The sequence below is a fragment of the Neorhizobium alkalisoli genome, from assembly GCF_002968635.1.
Taxonomy (GTDB): domain Bacteria; phylum Pseudomonadota; class Alphaproteobacteria; order Rhizobiales; family Rhizobiaceae; genus Neorhizobium; species Neorhizobium alkalisoli.
Genome location: NZ_PVBN01000012.1, coordinates 138,808 through 156,160, shown reverse-complemented (window position 1 = coordinate 156,160; position 17,353 = coordinate 138,808). Strand labels below are relative to the sequence as shown.

The window sequence follows — 17,353 nt, the reverse complement described above, 5'->3', positions numbered from 1 at the left end:
TCTCGAAAGGAAGCTTTTCGATGGCGCGCAAGAAGATCGCACTTATTGGTTCTGGCATGATTGGTGGCACGCTGGCGCATCTCGCCAGTCTGAAGGAACTGGGCGACATCGTCCTCTTCGACATCGCCGACGGCATTCCGCAGGGCAAGGGCCTCGATATCGCCCAGTCCGGCCCGGTCGAAGGTTTCAACGCGAAGCTTTCCGGCGCAAGCGACTACGCTGCCATCGAAGGCGCTGATGTCTGCATCGTCACCGCCGGTGTCGCCCGCAAGCCGGGCATGAGCCGCGACGATCTGCTCGGCATCAACCTCAAGGTCATGGAACAGGTCGGCGCCGGCATCAAGAAATATGCCCCGAACGCTTTCGTGATCTGCATCACCAATCCACTCGACGCGATGGTCTGGGCACTCCAGAAGTTCTCCGGCCTGCCGAAGAACATGGTGGTCGGCATGGCCGGCGTGCTCGACTCGGCTCGCTTCCGTCTCTTCCTTTCCGAAGAATTCAACGTGTCCGTCCAGGACGTCACCGCCTTCGTTCTCGGCGGCCATGGCGACACGATGGTGCCGCTCGCCCGTTACTCGACCGTCGGCGGCGTTCCGCTGACCGACCTCGTCAAGATGGGCTGGGTCACCAAGGAACGTCTCGAAGAAATCATCCAGCGCACCCGTGACGGTGGCGCCGAAATCGTCGGCCTGCTCAAGACCGGTTCCGCTTACTATGCTCCGGCCGCCTCGGCGATCGAAATGGCCGAATCCTTCCTCAAGGACAAGAAGCGCGTTCTCCCGGCTGCCGCCTATCTCTCCGGCCAATACGGCGTGAAGGACATGTATGTCGGCGTTCCGACGATCATCGGTGCCGGCGGCGTCGAGCGCATCATCGAGGTCGAATTCAACAAGGACGAAGAAGCCGCCTTCCAGAAGTCCGTCGGCGCCGTTGCCGGCCTCTGCGAAGCCTGCATCAACATCGCCCCCGCTCTGAAGTAATGGGCGCGCTGAAGTCATCGAAACAGGGACAAACCCATGAACATTCATGAATATCAGGCCAAGGCTCTGCTGAAGGGCTATGGTGCGCCGGTTGCTGAAGGCGTTGCTATCCTGAAGGCCGAAGAAGCCGAAGCTGCTGCAAAGTCGCTGCCCGGCCCGCTCTACGTCGTCAAGAGCCAGATCCATGCGGGCGGTCGCGGCAAGGGCAAGTTCAAGGAACTCGGCCCCGACGCCAAGGGCGGCGTTCGCCTGGCCTTCTCGATCGAGGAAGCCAAGGCGCATGCCAAGGAAATGCTCGGCAACACGCTAGTGACTGCGCAGACCGGCGAAGCCGGCAAGCAGGTCAACCGCCTCTATATCGAAGACGGCGCCGACATCGCCCGCGAGCTCTATTGCTCGCTGCTGGTCGACCGCTCGGTCGGCCGCGTCGCATTCGTCGTTTCGACCGAAGGCGGCATGGACATCGAGGCTGTTGCCCACGATACCCCTGAGAAGATCCAGACGATCGCCATCGATCCGGAAGCCGGCGTGACGGCTGCGGATATCGCTTCGATCTCCAAGGCTCTGGAACTCGACGGAGCTGCCGGCGAAGACGCCAAGTCGCTCTTCCCGCTGCTCTACAAGGCCTTCAACGAGAAGGACATGGCTCTTCTCGAAATCAACCCGCTGATCGTCATGAAGAACGGCCACCTGCGCGTTCTCGACGCGAAGATGTCGTTCGACGGCAATGCGCTCTTCCGTCACGACGACGTCAAGGCGCTGCGCGACGAGACCGAAGAAGACGCCAAGGAAATCGAGGCCTCCAAGTGGGATCTCGCCTATGTGGCGCTCGACGGCAATATCGGCTGCATGGTCAACGGTGCCGGTCTCGCCATGGCGACGATGGACATCATCAAGCTTTACGGCAAGGAGCCTGCCAACTTCTGCGACGTTGGCGGCGGCGCCGGCAAGGAGAAGGTCGCGGCGGCCTTCAAGATCATCACTGCCGACCCGAAGGTCGAAGGCATTCTGGTCAACATCTTCGGCGGCATCATGCGTTGTGATGTCATCGCCGAAGGCGTTGTCGCGGCGGTGCAGGAAGTCGGCCTGAAGGTTCCGCTGGTCGTGCGCCTGGAAGGCACCAATGTCGAGCTCGGCAAGAAAATCCTGAACGAGTCTGGTCTCGCTATCACGGCGGCTGACGACCTTGACGACGCGGCGAAGAAGATCGTCGCGGCGATCGAAGCCTAACCTGGAAGGACCGGAACCAATGTCTATTCTCGTCAACAAAGACACGAAGGTCATCGTCCAGGGCCTGACCGGGAAGACCGGCACCTTCCATACGGAGCAGGCGCTCGCCTACTACGGCACCAGGATGGTCGGCGGCGTTCATCCCAAGAAGGGCGGCGAATCGTGGTCGTCCGGCGTCGACGGTACGTCGCTGCCGATCTTCACCTCGGTTGCTGAAGCCAAGGAACGGACCGGTGCCGACGCGACCGTGATCTACGTTCCGCCGGCAGGTGCTGCGGACGCGATCATCGAAGCGATCGAAGCCGAGGTCCCGTTCATCACCTGCATCACGGAAGGCATTCCGGTGATGGACATGGTGCGCGTCAAGGCTCGCCTCGACCGTTCGAAGTCCCGCCTGCTCGGTCCGAACTGCCCGGGTATCCTGACCCCGGAAGAATGCAAGATCGGCATCATGCCGGGCTCCATCTTCCGCAAGGGTTCGGTCGGCATCGTTTCGCGCTCCGGCACGCTCACCTACGAAGCCGTATTCCAGACTTCCAACGAGGGCCTCGGCCAGACGACGGCTGTCGGCATCGGCGGCGACCCGGTCAAGGGCACCGAGTTCATCGACGTGCTCGAAATGTTCCTCGCTGACGAAGCCACGCAGTCGATCATCATGATCGGCGAAATCGGCGGCTCGGCGGAAGAAGACGCAGCACAGTTCCTTAAGGACGAAGCCAAGAAGGGCCGCAAGAAGCCGATGGCCGGCTTTATCGCGGGCCGTACGGCTCCGAAGGGCCGCACCATGGGCCATGCCGGCGCAGTGGTTTCCGGCGGCAAGGGTGATGCGGAATCGAAGATCGCCGCCATGGAATCGGCAGGCATCAAGGTGTCGCCATCTCCGGCCCGCCTCGGCAAGACCTTGGTTGAAGTCCTCAAGGGCTGACGCCACATAATGGACAATCGCTGCCGATAGATAGGCGGCGATTGATCCGGCAAGTTTCAGACAGGCGAAGCAGTTCAAGCCTCGCCTGTCTGGTTTCGCGCCCAGGGCGCCGGCCGTTTCAGCGGCTGAAAATAACAGACGAAAGACAAGAAAATGCGGATACCGGAGGTCTTTCCGGTTCCGATTACGTCAGGAGGCGGGCGCGGCGCCCGCAAGAAACCATGGCACGGCAAGAAGCCAACGAGCAGTTCCTCATCACTTCCTTCCTCGACGGCGCGAATGCGGCCTATATCGAGCAGCTTCATGCCCGGTATGAGGACGATCCGAATTCGGTGGCCCCGGAATGGCAGGCCTTTTTCAAGGCTCTTGCCGATAACCCGGCTGATGTGAAGAGCGCGGCGCGGGGTGCTTCCTGGCAGCGCAAGAACTGGCCGATCACCGCCAATGGCGAGCTGGTCTCGGCGCTCGACGGCAACTGGCCGGTCGTGGAAAAGGCGATCGAAGGCAAGGTCAAGGCAAAGGCCGAAGCTGCGGCAGTTGCCGCCGGGAAGCCGGTCAACGAGGCAGACGTCCTGCAGGCGACGCGCGATTCCGTCCGCGCCATCATGATGATCCGTGCCTATCGGATGCGCGGCCACCTGCACGCCAAGCTCGATCCGCTCGGTCTTGCCGCTCCGGTCGAGGATTACAACGAGCTTTCGCCGACGGCATACGGCTTCACGGAAGCAGACTACGACCGCAAGATCTTCATCGATAACGTGCTCGGGCTCGAATACGCGACCATCCGCGAGATGATCGCGATCCTGGAACGCACCTATTGCTCGACGCTCGGCGTCGAGTTCATGCACATCTCCAATCCGGAAGAGAAGGCCTGGATCCAAGGGCGGATCGAAGGGCCGGACAAGGGCGTCGAATTCACCCCGGCGGGCAAGAAGGCGATCCTCCAGAAGCTGGTCGAGGGCGAAGGCTACGAGCAGTTCCTCGACGTCCGGTTCAAGGGCACCAAGCGCTTCGGTCTCGACGGCGGTGAATCGCTGATCCCGGCGCTGGAGCAGATCATCAAGCGCGGTGGTCAGGAAGGCCTGGAAGAAGTTATCGTCGGCATGGCCCACCGCGGCCGCCTGAACGTTTTGACCAACGTGATGGGCAAGCCGCACCGCGCAGTGTTCCACGAGTTCAAGGGCGGTTCCTTCAAGCCGGACGAAGTCGAAGGCTCAGGCGACGTGAAGTACCATCTCGGCGCTTCTTCTGACCGCGAGTTCGACGGTAACACGGTGCACTTGTCGCTCACGGCCAACCCTTCACATCTGGAAATCGTCAACCCGGTCGTCATGGGCAAGGCGCGCGCCAAGCAGGACATGCGTGCCAAGGCCTGGGACGGCGACGTCATTCCGCTCAAGGAGCGCGCCAAGGTTCTGCCGCTGCTGCTGCACGGCGATGCCGCCTTTGCCGGCCAGGGCGTCGTGGCCGAAATCCTCGGCCTTTCCGGCCTGCGCGGTCATCGCGTCGCCGGCACGATGCACGTCATCATCAACAACCAGATCGGCTTCACCACCAATCCGGCTTTCTCGCGTTCGTCGCCCTATCCGTCCGACGTCGCCAAGATGATCGAGGCGCCGATCTTCCACGTCAACGGCGACGATCCGGAAGCGGTCGTCTATGCCGCCAAGATCGCGACCGAATACCGGATGAAGTTCCACAAGCCGGTCGTGATCGACATGTTCTGCTATCGCCGCTTCGGCCATAACGAAGGCGACGAGCCGGCGTTCACGCAGCCCAAGATGTACAAGGTCATCCGCGCGCACAAGACCGTGGCGCAGATCTATGCCGACCGCCTGATCGCCGAAGGTCTGATCACCGACGGCGAATTCGAGAAGATGAAGGCCGATTGGCGCGCCAATCTCGAAACCGAATTCGAGGCGGGCCAGAGCTACAAGCCCAACAAGGCCGACTGGCTGGATGGCCAGTGGTCGGGTCTGCGCTCGGCAGACAATGCCGACGAGCAGCGGCGCGGCAAGACCGCCATGCCGATGAAGCAGCTGAAGGAGATCGGGCGCAAGCTTTCGACCGTTCCGGAAGGCTTCAACGCCCACCGCACGATCAAGCGCTTCATGGAAAACCGCGCGCAAATGGTCGAGACCGGCGAAGGCATCGACTGGGCGATGGCTGAAGCTCTGGCTTTCGGTTCGCTGGTCGCGGAAGGCACGAAAATCCGTCTTTCCGGCCAGGATTGCGAACGCGGTACGTTCTCCCAGCGTCATTCCGTGCTTTACGATCAGGAGACCGAGGAGCGTTTCATCCCGCTCGCCCACCTGTCTCCGACCCAGGCTCGCTACGAAGTCATCAACTCGATGCTCTCGGAAGAGGCGGTGCTCGGCTTCGAATACGGCTACTCGCTGGCGCGCCCGAATGCGCTGACGCTCTGGGAAGCTCAGTTCGGCGACTTCGCAAACGGCGCGCAGGTGGTCTTCGACCAGTTCATCTCGTCGGGTGAACGCAAGTGGCTGCGCATGTCCGGTCTCGTCTGCCTCCTGCCGCATGGTTATGAAGGCCAGGGTCCGGAACACTCGTCGGCGCGCCTCGAGCGTTGGTTGCAGATGTGCGCCGAAGACAACATGCAGGTCGCCAACTGCACGACGCCGGCCAACTACTTCCATATCCTGCGCCGTCAGACCAAGCGCGACTTCCGCAAGCCGCTCATCCTGATGACGCCGAAGTCGCTGCTGCGGCACAAGCGCGCCACCTCGACGCTTGCCGAAATGGCGGGTGAATCCTCCTTCCACCGCCTGCTCTGGGACGATGCCGAGGTCATCAAGGACGGCCCGATCAAGCTGCAGAAGGATGCCAAGATCCGCCGCGTCGTGCTCTGCACCGGCAAGGTCTATTACGATCTGCTGGAAGAGCGCGAAAAGCGCGGCATCGACGACATCTATCTGCTGCGCATCGAACAGCTCTATCCGTTCCCGGCCAAGGCGCTCATCAACGAGCTGTCCCGCTTCCGGAATGCGGAGATGGTCTGGTGCCAGGAAGAGCCGAAGAACATGGGCGCCTGGGCGTTCATCGATCCGTATCTGGAATGGGTGCTGGCGCATATCGATGCGAAGTATCAGCGGGTCCGTTATACGGGCCGCCCGGCTGCAGCTTCGCCGGCCACGGGTCTGATGTCCAAGCATCTGGCGCAGCTCGAGGCCTTCCTCGAAGACGCGCTCGGCGGCTAAGGAGAGAGGCCGATGGCCTATTTTCACCTGAAGCTCGTATCGCCAAGGCCGAGCTTTCCGTTCGATGCATCGCCGGAGGAAATGTCGGCGATGCAGGTTCACGCCGACTACTGGCGGGGACTTGCGGAAGCCGGCAGCGCAATTGCCGTCGGTCCCGTCTTTGCAGAGGGCGGGGCGTTCGGTATCGCCGTGGTGGAGGCCGCCGATCAGGCCGCTGCCCAGGCGCTGGCGGACGACGATCCGGTGATCAAGGCAGGCTTCGGCTTCCGGTTTGAAATTTCTCCCATGCCATCCATCATTCTCCGGAAGTCTGCGGCGAGCGCCGCGGCTGCCGAATAAACGAAAACAACCATTCAGGAACTCACAACAATGGCCACTGAAATCCGCGTTCCCACCCTCGGAGAATCCGTCAGCGAGGCAACCGTCGGCACCTGGTTCAAGAAGGTGGGCGATACGGTCAAGGCGGACGAGCCGCTCGTCGAGCTTGAAACGGACAAGGTGACCGTCGAGGTTCCGGCTCCTGCTTCCGGCGTTCTGACCGAGATCGTCGCCAACAACGGCGAAACCGTAGGCCTCGGCGCCCTGCTCGGGCAGATCGCCGAAGGCGGTGCGGGTGCTGCAACGTCCGCTCCGGCCGCCAAGCCTGCTGAAGCTGCGCCTGCCAAGGCTGCAGAGCCGGCCGCTCCGGCTCCCGCAGCGGCTCCGGCTGCCGCGTCGTCCATGCCGCCGGCTCCGGCCGCTGCCAAGATCGCTGCCGACAGCAACATTTCCACCGCCGATATCGACGGTTCCGGCAAGCGCGGCCAGGTTCTTAAGGGCGATGTGATCGCAGCCGTTGCCAGGGGCGTTTCCGCCCCGGCCCAGGCGCCTGCAGCTCCGGCCGCTCCCCGTCCGGTCTCCTCTGCCGACGATGCCGCCCGCGAGGAGCGCGTGAAGATGACGCGCCTGCGTCAGACCATCGCCCGTCGTCTGAAGGATGCGCAGAACACCGCCGCCATGCTGACCACCTATAACGAGGTGGACATGAAGGCGGTGATGGACCTGCGCAACCGCTATAAGGATATCTTCGAGAAGAAGCACGGCGTGAAGCTCGGCTTCATGGGCTTCTTTACGAAGGCCGTCACCCATGCGCTGAAGGAACTGCCGGCAGTCAATGCCGAGATCGACGGCACGGACATCATCTACAAGAACTATTGTCACGTCGGCGTCGCCGTCGGCACGGACAAGGGGCTGGTCGTTCCGGTCGTTCGCGATGCCGATCAGATGTCGATCGCCGAGATCGAAAAGGAAATCGGCCGCCTCGGAAAGCTTGCCCGCGACGGCCAGCTTTCCATGGCCGATATGCAGGGCGGCACTTTCACCATTTCCAACGGCGGCGTCTACGGTTCGCTCATGTCTTCGCCGATCCTGAACGCTCCGCAATCCGGCATCCTCGGCATGCACAAGATCCAGGAGCGCCCGGTCGCCATCGGTGGCCAGGTCGTCATCCGACCGATGATGTATCTGGCGCTGTCCTACGATCACCGGATGGTCGACGGCAAGGAAGCCGTGACCTTCCTCGTCCGCGTCAAGGAGAGCCTCGAAGATCCGGAACGCCTGGTCCTCGATCTCTAAGACGGGAGCCTGACATGGAGACGCTCGGGGTTACGGTCACGCCTTACATGGCGCTGCTTGCCCTGAGCGTGATCCTGCTCGTCTTCCACATCCTGCTCCAAGGCGTGCTCTCGACCCGTGAGCTTGGCTCGGCCTGGAACGCAGGTCCCCGGGACGATGGCCGCGAACCGAACGGCAAACTTGCCGGTCGGGCGGCAAGGGCGTCCAGGAATTTCCAGGAAACCTATCCGGCCTTTACAGGTCTTCTGCTCGGCGTCGCCTTTGCGGGCGACGACGCCTCGGGTTTCGGTCTTGTCGGCGGATGGATTTGGTTTGCCGCGCGGATCGTCTACGTGCCTCTCTATCTCGCGGGTATCCCCTATTTCCGATCTTTCGTCTGGCTGATCAGCATGCTCGGATTGCTGGCCATGATGATCGCGCTTTTCTGGTGACGCCATGACCCCCCAGCTCAAGACGTGGCTCCTGCCTTTATGCCTGATACCGGCCATGGCCTCGGCCGAAGACAGATGCGCGATCGAAAAGGCGGTGTTCGTCGAGGCGGAGGCCGGAACCATCCTTTCCTTCAAGCCCGTCGGTTCCGATGCGGCGGCAGTCAGCCATCTGTTCACCGTGACCGGCGGCAAGCTGAAGCTCGACGGCAACGTCATGTATGACGAGGAATCCTCTCGCCCCGCCGGAATGGCAATGAACAATTGCCCTCAGGGAGATGCAACGGGGGCCGAATTGAGAGCCTGCACCGTCTGGACGGGCGTCCCTTATGCTCTGAACGTCGCGAGCGGTCATATCGACATATTAGGCCCCGAGGGCAGCCAGGCGCCGGATGCCGTCCTGATGTCCGGTCTGGGGCCGGCAATCCGGCATTCCGCCTTGTGGGAGAAAAGCGGCCTCAAGTCGGTTCCGTGGGATCTCTACGAATTCAAGGAGTGCACGAAATGACGGAAGCACCTGTTCTTTTGGTAACCGGCGGAAGCCGCGGCATCGGCGCGGCGGTTTCGCTTCTGGCGGCAAGCCAGGGCTGGCGTGTGGCGGTGAACTACACCTCCAATCGTCAGGCTGCCGAAGAGGTCGTCGCCGCCATCGAGACGGCAGGCGGAGAGGCGATTGCGATCAAGGCGGATATCGGCAACGCAGCCGAGATCGTGGCCATGTTCGAGGCGGTCGACCGGCATTTCGGTCGACTGGACGGGCTGGTCAACAATGCCGGCGTGGTCGACCAGCCGCAGCGGGTGGACGAAATGAGCGCGGACCGGCTGGACCGGATGATGCGGATCAATGTGACCGGCGCCATTCTAGCCGCCGGCGAGGCGGTGCGCCGCATGTCGACGAAGCACGGCGGCAGGGGCGGCACGATCGTCAACATTTCCTCCATGGCGGCCAAGCTCGGCTCGCCTTCGCAATATGTCGACTACGCGGCATCGAAAGCTGCGATCGACACGCTGACGATCGGGCTTGCGCGCGAGGTCGCCGCCGAGGGCGTACGCGTCAACGCGATCCGCCCGGGCGTCATCGACACGGAACTCCATGCATCCGGCGGTCTGCCGGACCGGGCGCGCGATATGGCTCCCAATGTTCCCATGCAACGGCCGGGCAGGGCGGATGAGGTGGCGGACGCGGTCCTCTATCTTCTTTCGCCGGCGGCTTCCTATATAACCGGCGCTATCCTCGACGTGAGTGGCGGGCGCTAACCGAATAGAGAAAAGGAAAGAAGACTATGGCTTATGATGTGATCGTAATCGGAAGCGGCCCGGGCGGTTATGTCTGCGCGGTCAAGGCGGCTCAGCTCGGCCTCAAGGTCGCAGTCGTGGAAAAGCGCGCCACCTACGGCGGGACCTGCCTCAACATCGGCTGCATCCCTTCCAAGGCGCTGCTGCATGCTTCCGAGATGTTCCATCACGCCGCTCACGGCATGGACGCGCTCGGCGTCGAGGTTTCGGCCCCGAAGCTCAACCTTGAAAAGATGATGGCGCACAAGGATGCGACCGTGAAGTCGAACGTCGACGGCGTTTCCTTCCTCTTCAAGAAGAACAAGATCGACGGCTTCCAGGGTACCGGCAAGATCGTTTCGGCGGGCAAGGTTTCGGTCACCGGCGAAGACGGCAAGGTTCAGGAGCTGGAAACCAAGAACATCGTGATCGCCACGGGTTCGGATGTCGCCGGAATTCCCGGCGTCAACGTCGAGATCGATGAGAAGGTCATCGTTTCGTCCACCGGTGCCATCGCACTCGACAAGGTGCCGCAGCATCTGGTGGTCGTCGGCGGCGGCGTCATCGGCATGGAACTCGGCTCCGTCTGGTCCCGCCTCGGGGCAAAGGTCACCGTCGTGGAATATCTCGACAAGCTTCTCGGCGGAATGGACGGCGAGGTTTCCAAACAGTTCCAGCGCATGATGGCAAAGCAGGGCATGGATATCCGCACCGATGCCAAGGTCACCGGCGTCGAGAAGACCGCCAATGGCGCCAAGGTTACCTACGAGCCTGTCAAGGGCGGGGACGCCCAGACCGTCGAAGCCGACGTCGTGCTGATCTCGACGGGCCGCAAGCCCTATACGGAAGGCCTCGGCCTTGAAGAGGCAGGCGTCGCGCTCGACAATCGCGGCCGTGTCGAGATCGATGGCCACTTCAAGACAAACGTTGCCGGCATCTATGCCATCGGCGACGTGGTGAAGGGGCCGATGCTCGCCCACAAGGCGGAAGACGAAGGTGTGGCGCTTGCCGAAATCCTCGCAGGCCAGCACGGTCACGTGAACTACGACGTCATCCCGGGCGTCGTTTACACCCAGCCGGAAGTTGCCTCCGTCGGCAAGACCGAGGAAGAGCTGAAGGCCGCAGGCGTCGCCTACAAGGTCGGCAAGTTCCCGTTCACGGCGAACGGCCGCGCCCGCGCGATGCTGGCGACCGACGGATTTGTGAAGATCCTCGCCGACAAGGAAACCGACCGGGTTCTCGGCGGCCATATCGTCGGTTTCGGCGCCGGCGAGATGATCCACGAGATTACGGTTCTCATGGAATTCGGCGGCTCTTCGGAAGACCTCGGCCGCACCTGCCACGCGCACCCGACTATGTCGGAAGCGGTCAAGGAAGCGGCGCTCGGCACCTTCTTCAAGCCGATCCATATGTGATCAGCCGATACACGCGAAAATCATCAAGGCGGGATCTTCATCCCGCCTTTTCTTTTGAAACCTGATTTCGACGACGTTCCGGTCCAATCCTGGCTTTCGTCAATCCCAGGATTAAATCTCTGAAAGGTTTCCTGCTTTCGCTTGAGCCCGGGCCGAGTGCCGGTAAGTTAGCTGGATATCTGGGTTTTCGAACGAGGCCGGGACAATGACAACCTCCTTCTCGCTTCCGCAGCGTATCCTGCATTGGCTGATGGCCGTGCTGATTCTCTTCAACCTGCTCTTCGCCGATGCGATGGAAACCTATGCTCGGGTTTTCTTCGGCGGGCAGACGCCGACGCCTGAGCAGGTAAGCGCCGCCAACATTCACGCCTATGTGGGCATTACGGTGCTGGCGCTCGGTCTTGTCCGGCTCTGTCTTCGCTTCATCCAGGGCGTGCCACCGGAACCGAAGGAGGAGCCGCCCTTCCTGCGCGCGGTGGCGAAGATCAGCCACTGGGCCTTTTATCTGCTGTTCTTCGTGATGCCGTTTGCCGGCATCGGTGCCTATTATTTCGGAAACAAGACCGCAGCCTTTGCCCACGGCGGTCCCATGAAGCTTTTCATGTGGGGGCTCATCGTCGCCCATATCGGCGGCGCGCTTGTGCACCAGTTCTACTGGAAGACCGACGTCCTGCGGCGGATGACGGCAGGTTCGCGGTAGGCCGGCTTCAATCGATCGCGGTGACCGCGTAACCCTGCCGCCGGATCAGTTCGACCAATCCCTCTTCGCCTTGAAGATGCAGTGCGCCGACCGCGATGAAGGCGCCGCCTTCCGTGAGGAAGCGAGCGGAGCGCTCAGCCATGACGTGGTTGCGTTTGGTCAGCATTATGTTTTCGAATTCCGACATGCCACTGGTCGCGGCGCCGGTGTCGACCGCATATTTCTTGAACAGTAGCGGCCAAAGGAGCCCCATTTCTCCCGCTTCGTAGAGTTGGATCATCGTTTCGGTGATATCCTTCAACTGATCCCTATAAGCCATCGTCTCGAGCAGGCTCTTCACCTGGCTTTCGGTCGAGATGCTGTTCATGGCGGCCAGCTGCTCCTCGAAGGTTTCGAGGCCTTCAACAGGAATGTCGTAGTCCACCGCATCAAACGCAATCTGTTGGTCCAGAACGCTGACCCCTTTGGCCTTGCGAGCGAATTCGCAGCCGGGCGTCGCCAACGTCGTCGAGATCAGCCAGGGACGCATGCGATCGACCGCGGAAAGGGCCATCCCTTTTGCACGCAGTCCGTCGGCCAGTGTTTTTTCTTCATCCTTGGTGAGGAAGTCTCCGATACGCTTTCCGCCCGGCAGCATCATGAAATCGGGTCGCATGAAGAGGCGGCCGGCTGCCTTCTTGAGGTCGAGGATCTCGCTTGCTTCCACGACGACCACTCTGGCATCGTAACGGACCTCTTCGACGCTCTCCGGCAGGTCGAGGACACGAGGGTCCGAAAGGTGCATGGTACCCAGCAGATAGGAGGTTTGAATCCCCTCCTTCTCAATCTTCCAGAAAATGCCTTTGCCGTTCGGAACCTTTTGCCCCTCGGCCATCAACTGTTGGTATTCCTGGCTGTTTTCAGCCTTCAATTGCTCGAGCAGATTCTTGCCCTCGCACGCGGGCGATTCTGCCAATGCCGGATGAGCGGGAGCCAAGAGCGCCAGCAGGAACGCGAGAACATTCAACCGGCGGGTAACACCCAGGTGTCGTCTGGCTGTTTCGATCGATGTTGCGAAATGACGAGGTGAAAAAGCGGAGGCGAAGAGGATCATATGGCCATCTGAAAACAGCCGGCCCGTCGTGCGATCGCCGGCTCATGGATATCGGTATCAATGGTTGAAAGATCGACGACAATCGTGACCGGTGCAATGCCGGTCGCAAGGTCATCCACAGGTATGGGTTGTACAGTCGAAGCTCAGTTGACAACCGTCAACTTGAAGCCCTGCTTGCGCAGCAATTCGATCAGGCCTTCGTCGCCAGGCAGGTGAAGAGCGCCGACGGCAACGAAGGCGGCGCCTTTTGCAAGAATCGGGGCGGCGCGTTCGGCCATCAGGTGGTTGCGCTTGGTTACGACGATTTTTTCGAATTCCGCATAACCTGCCTCGTCGCTGCCATCAGGTGCGACGGCCTTCAGCAGCGGTATCGTGACGCCGACGTCTCCGGAAAGATAGAGTTCCGTCATCGTCTCGAAGACCTCGTCCATCTTCGGTCCGAGCCTTATGGTCTCGACCAGGGACTTCAGATGGAACTCGATCGGGATTGCCGCCATCGCCGAGAGCTGCTCTGCGAAGGTCTCCAGCCCCTTCACGGGCTTTCCCGCAGCCATAGCGTCGCGGGCGATCTTCTTGTCCAGGAAATCAGGATTTTTGGCCTTTCGCGCCATTTCGCAGGCGGGCAGGGAGACGAAGGACATCAGCATCCACGGTTTCATGCGTGAAACGGCGGCGAGCGGGATGCCGCGCTTCTTCAGCCCGGCCTCAAGAAGCATAATGTCCTCTTTCGGCAACAGCTTTTCGATGGAGTTGCCGTCCGTGAACATGGTGAGTTCGGGCTTGGTGAGAATGCCGGCCATCGCCTTCTTCTCATCCAGCACCTCGTCGGATTCGATGACGATGGTGTGGCTGGCAGCCTGGGCGTTCACCGCAGCCGGCGACATGGCGAGCACGCGGGGGTCGGAAACGTGCATGGTCCCGAGCAGGTAGGAGGGAGCCACGCCATCCTTTTCGATCTTCCACAAGACACCCTTGCCATTGGGAACCTTGGCGCCTTCCGCCACGACCTGCTTGTAGAGGGACGGGTTTTCGGCCTTCATCTCCTCAAGGAGGTTGGTTCCGCCACAACCCGCCTCTTCTGCGCGCGCCGGGGACAGCGAGCCGAGAACGAGAAGCAAAGATGCAAGCGCGACCACGTGAATAGCGGCGATCAGCCACAGTGTCAGGCTTTGGGCGCGCTGGAAAAAGGCGCCGGCGGTGGAAGCAAGGGCGGCAGTCATCATGTCATCCGTCTGAAAGGCAGCCGGCATCTTACTTGTGGCGGCTGCACAAGCGCTTAACGCCGGTGGTTAAAACTTGGTTCATGCGCGGGGGTGGGCGCGGTCGTAGACTTCCAGCAGCCGCGAGGAATCCACGCCCGTATAGACCTGTGTGGTGGAAAGGCTGGCATGGCCGAGCAGTTCCTGGATCGTGCGGAGATCGCCGCCGCCGGCCAGCAGGTGGGTGGCGAAGGAATGCCTCAGGGCGTGCGGCGTTGCCGTCTCTTGCAGACCGAAGGCGCTTCTCAGTTTCTGCATCTCGCGCTGGATGATGGCCGGCTGCAGCGGCCCTCCGCGGGCGCCCCGGAACAACGGCTCATCGGCCGCGAGATGATACGGGCAAAGTTTGCGATAGATGGCAACGGCTTCGAACACGACCGGAAGCAGAGGCACGATGCGTGTCTTGCCGCCCTTGCCGGTGACCCGCAGGGTCGTCGATCCGGGAGTGAGGTCCGTGGGGTGCAGCCCAAGCGCTTCGGAGATACGCAGGCCGCAACCATAAAGCAGAGTAAGGACGGCCGCATCCCGGGCGGCGATCCACGGTTCTTCCTGCAATTGTGCGTCCATCGTGACCAGGTTGAGGGCCTGGCGATCCGTCAGTGGTTTGGGAAGCGATTTCGGCTGCTTCGGAGCGCGGATGGCGCCGGCGGCCGCCGCATTCACCAGTCCCTTGCGCTCCAGATATCGCAGGAAGGAACGAAGTCCGGCAAGATGTCGTCCGAGCGAGCGGGCGCCGGAGCCGTCGCGACGGCGCGCTGCCAGGAAGGCGCGCAGATCCGCCGGGCGCAGGGAATGAATGTCGGAAAGTTTGGCGGGGCCGCCGAGGTGCCCCGTCAGGAACGTCAGAAACTGACGTGTGTCCCGCTCGTAGGCATCCAGGGTATTGTCCGACAGCCGACGTTCGCTGGCGAGGCTCTCGAGCCAAGCGCTGCGCTTTTCCATCAGATCGGGTGCGGCAATAATCAGTAGTTCATTCATTCTACGACCCGTTGAATTCCGGGAAAGGACGCCCCAGATTGCTACCGACGGCGTTACGGAATTCCTAATCATTGGTAACTATGTCATCGTTCGATCACACGGGGCTGCGATATACCGCAGGTCCTGTATGCGGGAGTTTCTATGGCGCGCCGTGATTCCATGACGACTTTTGGACAATTCGCGGAAACACTCGCTCTCGTTTCTCAAGGCAGACCCGGCCATATCGTCGACACGCTGATTTCCGAGCGAGGCCAGCGCATCGTTCACAATCCGCTCTGGCCGGTCATGCGGCCCTTTCTCTACACGCTTCTGCGTTACGGCCGGGCAATCGAATTTGCCAACGACATCTCGAGCCTCAACGGCTTCCAGTGCTTCGAGTACATGAGCAATCTCCTGAAGCTCGATGTCCGGGTTCAAAATTCCGAACGGATCCCCGAAAAAGGCGGCTTCATCCTCGTCAGCAATCATCCGACCGGTATTGCCGATGGTGTCGCCGTCTTCGATCTCCTGAAGTCGCGCCGGCCGGACATGATGGTATTCGCCAATCGTGATGCGGTGCGGGTCAATCCCCGCTTTGCTGAAATGATCATTCCGGTGGAGTGGCGGGAAGAATACAAGAGCAAGCCGAAGACCCGCGAGACCCTGGTGCTGACCAACAAGACGGTGGAAGACGGCAAGGTCATGGTGCTCTTCCCATCGGGCCGCATCGCCTATTGGGCGGACGGCAAGCTGAACGAGCGGCCGTGGAAGACGTCCGCTGTCGGATTGGCGCGCAAATACAATCTGCCAATTCTGCCGGTCCATATGCGGGCGCGCAATTCCGGTCTGTTCTACTGGTTTGCCAAATGGTCGACCGAATTGCGCGACATGACGGTGTTCTACGAGCTCCTGAACAAGAAGGGCAACCGGTTCGATTTCGCGGTCGGCCAGATGATCCAGCCCGAGGAGCTGGAGGGTGATGTCATCGATGTGACCAAGGCGCTCGAGCATCATACCGTCGTCGATCTGGCCTTGGATCACGACGCAAAGTTCCTTCAGCGCTTTTAACCCGACGCACCCGGTTGGAAGTCGGTCATGCTGCTCCGCTCGATGTTCGCCGCCAATTACCGATCGCTCCGTTCGATCCGCATGGATCTTGCGGGCGTCAACGTATTCATCGGCGAAAACGGCGTCGGCAAATCCAATCTCTACCGCGCCCTGCAACTGGTGCAGGCGGCGGTCCGCGGAAATCTTGCCTATGAGATCGCGGCCGAAGGCGGGATGGCCTCGGCGCTCTGGTCCGGCCGGCGCCGGGATGAGAAGAATTTTCGTATCAAGCTCGAAGTCGAGATGATGGACGAGGCGCGCGCGGTCACGTTTCGCTATCGTGTCGAGGCGGGATTGCGTCCTCCGAAGGCCGCAGCCGGATTTGCCTTCGAGCCGCAGGTCAAGGCGGAGGAGTTGTCAGTCGAGACCGGTTCTCGGCCGGTGACCATGATGAAGCGTGCGGGACCCGGGATCTTGGTGCGGGGGGCGAGCGGCCGGATGGAAGACTATCCGGAACCGGCGATGACCTCCGAAACGGCGGTCGCACTTCTCGGCGATGCCGGGCACTATCCGGAAGTCGGCGCTTTCCGGCGGATGGTGGATGGCTGGCGGTTCTTCCACGGTTTTCGCACCGATCGCGATTCGCCGCTGCGGCAGCCGTGCCTTGCGGTGACCTCACCGCTGCTTGACCAGGACGGAGGCAATCTGGCGGCCGTCTTCGCGACGCTGGTGCATACCCGCGCGGATACGGTGGAACTCGACCGGGCGGTTGCCGATGCCTTCGGCGGGGCAAGGCTCCAGGTTCCTGATCCCGGCGAATATGCGGAATTCGGACTCGTATTTCCCGATTTTCCCAGCCGCGTGTTTCACCCGCGCGAGCTTTCCGACGGGCAGATCCGTTTCCTCGGACTTGCCGCGGCACTGATGTCCTATCGACAGCCGCCACTGATCGCACTCAACGAGCCGGAAGCAAGCCTGCATCCCGACATGCTGCCCCCGCTCGCCGACATGATTGCGGAAGCCGCACGCTCAAGCCAGATCTGGATCGTCACCCATTCCGAACAGCTCGCTTCGGCGGTGGAGGAGCGCTCCGGCGTGCGTCCAAAGCGCGTCATCCGCAAAGACGGCGCAACCTGGATCGAGGGCATGCGGCTGACCGGCTTCATGGAGGACGACGAGAACTAATCCTGTTTAGGGTTCACTTTCGAT

At 61.5% G+C, this 17,353-nt stretch carries 16 protein-coding genes; 13 read left to right on the top strand and 3 right to left on the bottom strand.

The annotated features are described in order from the left end of the window. The first annotated feature begins 20 nt into the window (after nucleotides 1-20). The 11 genes from mdh (at nucleotide 21) to C5L13_RS23085 (ending at nucleotide 11,788) form a co-directional block, all read left to right on the top strand. Nucleotides 21-983 (top strand): malate dehydrogenase, encoded by a 963-nt coding sequence (mdh, locus tag C5L13_RS23135; protein WP_007757753.1) that lies wholly within the window; start codon nucleotides 21-23, stop codon nucleotides 981-983. Nucleotides 984-1,019: 36 nt separating this feature from the next. Then, nucleotides 1,020-2,213: an ADP-forming succinate--CoA ligase subunit beta gene (sucC, locus tag C5L13_RS23130; RefSeq protein WP_105385621.1), complete on the top strand. Its 1,194-nt coding sequence runs from the start codon at nucleotides 1,020-1,022 to the stop codon at nucleotides 2,211-2,213. A 19-nt stretch (nucleotides 2,214-2,232) separates the two neighbouring features. Then, nucleotides 2,233-3,138 carry a succinate--CoA ligase subunit alpha gene (sucD, locus tag C5L13_RS23125; RefSeq protein WP_105385620.1) on the top strand — a complete coding sequence of 302 codons (906 nt, stop codon included), beginning with the start codon at nucleotides 2,233-2,235 and terminating at the stop codon, nucleotides 3,136-3,138. A gap of 221 nt (nucleotides 3,139-3,359) precedes the next feature. Continuing rightward, the gene (locus C5L13_RS23120) at nucleotides 3,360-6,356 is read left to right on the top strand and encodes a 2-oxoglutarate dehydrogenase E1 component (protein ID WP_105385619.1); all 2,997 of its coding nucleotides are present in this window, start codon (nucleotides 3,360-3,362) and stop codon (nucleotides 6,354-6,356) included. 12 nt (nucleotides 6,357-6,368) lie between these two features. Then, a complete protein-coding gene (locus C5L13_RS23115) occupies nucleotides 6,369-6,695 on the top strand; it encodes a YciI family protein (RefSeq protein WP_105385618.1) in 327 nt (108 codons plus the stop codon). Between the two features lie 30 nt (nucleotides 6,696-6,725). Beyond that, complete coding sequence (gene odhB / locus C5L13_RS23110; RefSeq protein ID WP_105385617.1) at nucleotides 6,726-7,970, top strand: 2-oxoglutarate dehydrogenase complex dihydrolipoyllysine-residue succinyltransferase; 1,245 nt, start codon at nucleotides 6,726-6,728, stop codon at nucleotides 7,968-7,970. Between the two features lie 14 nt (nucleotides 7,971-7,984). Continuing rightward, nucleotides 7,985-8,401 carry an MAPEG family protein gene (locus tag C5L13_RS23105; protein WP_105385616.1) on the top strand — a complete coding sequence of 139 codons (417 nt, stop codon included), beginning with the start codon at nucleotides 7,985-7,987 and terminating at the stop codon, nucleotides 8,399-8,401. A gap of 4 nt (nucleotides 8,402-8,405) precedes the next feature. Further along, the gene (locus C5L13_RS23100) at nucleotides 8,406-8,906 is read left to right on the top strand and encodes a hypothetical protein (protein ID WP_105385615.1); all 501 of its coding nucleotides are present in this window, start codon (nucleotides 8,406-8,408) and stop codon (nucleotides 8,904-8,906) included. Beyond that, entirely contained in the window at nucleotides 8,903-9,655 is a 753-nt protein-coding gene (locus C5L13_RS23095) for an SDR family oxidoreductase (RefSeq protein ID WP_105385614.1), read from the top strand. The genes C5L13_RS23100 and C5L13_RS23095 overlap by 4 nt, the downstream gene beginning before the upstream one ends. A 26-nt stretch (nucleotides 9,656-9,681) precedes the next feature. Continuing rightward, the gene (gene lpdA / locus C5L13_RS23090; protein ID WP_105385613.1) at nucleotides 9,682-11,088 is read left to right on the top strand and encodes a dihydrolipoyl dehydrogenase; all 1,407 of its coding nucleotides are present in this window, start codon (nucleotides 9,682-9,684) and stop codon (nucleotides 11,086-11,088) included. 205 nt (nucleotides 11,089-11,293) lie between these two features. After that, complete coding sequence (locus C5L13_RS23085; protein ID WP_105385612.1) at nucleotides 11,294-11,788, top strand: cytochrome b; 495 nt, start codon at nucleotides 11,294-11,296, stop codon at nucleotides 11,786-11,788. Between the two features lie 7 nt (nucleotides 11,789-11,795). Here the strand turns inward: C5L13_RS23085 and C5L13_RS23080 are convergent, their stop codons facing one another. The 3 genes from C5L13_RS23080 to C5L13_RS23070 form a co-directional block, all read right to left on the bottom strand. After that, a complete protein-coding gene (locus C5L13_RS23080; protein WP_105385611.1) occupies nucleotides 11,796-12,881 on the bottom strand; it encodes a TraB/GumN family protein in 1,086 nt (361 codons plus the stop codon). 143 nt (nucleotides 12,882-13,024) lie between these two features. Next, nucleotides 13,025-14,101, bottom strand: a complete 1,077-nt coding sequence (locus tag C5L13_RS23075; protein ID WP_105385677.1) for a TraB/GumN family protein — start codon at nucleotides 14,099-14,101, stop codon at nucleotides 13,025-13,027. A gap of 81 nt (nucleotides 14,102-14,182) precedes the next feature. Continuing rightward, nucleotides 14,183-15,118, bottom strand: a complete 936-nt coding sequence (locus C5L13_RS23070) for a tyrosine recombinase XerC (RefSeq protein ID WP_105385610.1) — start codon at nucleotides 15,116-15,118, stop codon at nucleotides 14,183-14,185. 141 nt (nucleotides 15,119-15,259) lie between these two features. Between C5L13_RS23070 and C5L13_RS23065 the strand changes: the two genes are divergently transcribed. Together C5L13_RS23065 and C5L13_RS23060 are read left to right on the top strand one after the other, a co-directional pair. Next, nucleotides 15,260-16,165 (top strand): GNAT family N-acetyltransferase, encoded by a 906-nt coding sequence (locus tag C5L13_RS23065; RefSeq protein WP_105385609.1) that lies wholly within the window; start codon nucleotides 15,260-15,262, stop codon nucleotides 16,163-16,165. A gap of 27 nt (nucleotides 16,166-16,192) precedes the next feature. Further along, a complete protein-coding gene (locus tag C5L13_RS23060) occupies nucleotides 16,193-17,329 on the top strand; it encodes an AAA family ATPase (protein ID WP_105385608.1) in 1,137 nt (378 codons plus the stop codon). Nucleotides 17,330-17,353 lie beyond the last annotated feature (24 nt).